Annotated in this window: 1 protein-coding gene; it reads left to right on the top strand. The window is 60.1% G+C overall.

Annotated elements, in window-relative coordinates:
• Positions 1–22 precede the first annotated feature (22 nt).
• Positions 23–1070: recombinase family protein (locus tag MBELCI_RS18860; protein ID WP_235047707.1), on the top strand; the 1048-nt coding region annotated here is incomplete at its 3' end.

Genomic DNA, 1070 nt, shown 5'->3' with positions numbered 1-1070 from the left:
AAACCGGGGAGCACCTCACATCGTGAAACGCATCTTCGATGATTACGCTGATGGACTCTCACCAAGGAGGATCGCTGCCGCGCTGAATGAGCAGGGCATCCCCTCCCCTTCCGGGGGCAAATGGAACGACAGCACCATCCGCGGCAATGCCAAGAAGCGGGATGGCATGCTGCGCAACGAGGCCTATATCGGCATCATCGTCTATGGACGAAACCGTTTCTTCCGCGATCCCGACACCGGCAATCGAATTTCCCGCCCTACGGATCTGGATGACATTGTCCATGGAGATGCCCCACAACTCGCTATCGTCGAGGATCACGTCTGGAATGCGGTACAGGATCGTCTCGCGGCCACGTACGAGAAGTACGCAGGTAAAACGTCGCCGCTGAACGACAGCCACCGGGCTCGGTATGTCCTCAACGGGATTGTCAAATGCGGCTGCTGCGGCGGGGGCTACACGCTCACCGGCAAGGACCGTTATGGCTGCTACACCCGCAAGACCCAGGGCATTCAGGAGTGCGACAACAGCCGTACGATTGCGCGGGAAAAGCTCGAAGACCGGGTTCTGGCACGTGTGCGACAGGGATTGATGACCCCGTCGTTCGCCCAGCAGTTCGCGGCGGAGGTCGATCGCCTTCTGAGGCTCGAACCCGTGAGTGGTGAAGCAGAGATAAAGCAGCTCGAGGGACAGTTGAAGAGGACCGAGACGGCCATCGAGCGCCTGCTGGACCGACTGGAAACGGAAGAAGCAGGAGAGTCGCTGCTGGTTCGCTTGAAAAGCAGGGAAGCCGAACGAGATGCGCTCCGTCAGGAGATTGGCGCGCTTGGAAAGGCCACCGAGGTGGTCTTCCCGACGCTCGAGGATCTGGAGGCAACCTACCGCATCCAAGTCCGCCGTCTGGAGGAGCTCATGACCGGAAGCGGTCAGATCGTGGAGGCGAACGGGCTATTGCGAGAGATGCTCGGAGAGGTGCGGGTCTGGAAGGACACCGACGCCCGCGATGGGCTGCGTATCGAGATCCGGGGCGAGGTGTCCCGGATCTTCCAACCTTCTGGCAAGCAACAAAAAA

The sequence above is a fragment of the Limimaricola cinnabarinus LL-001 genome (assembly GCF_000466965.1).
GTDB classification, from domain to species: domain Bacteria; phylum Pseudomonadota; class Alphaproteobacteria; order Rhodobacterales; family Rhodobacteraceae; genus Limimaricola; species Limimaricola cinnabarinus.
Note: the sequence above shows the minus strand (reverse complement) of the source record. Positions and strands in the feature narration are given on the sequence as shown.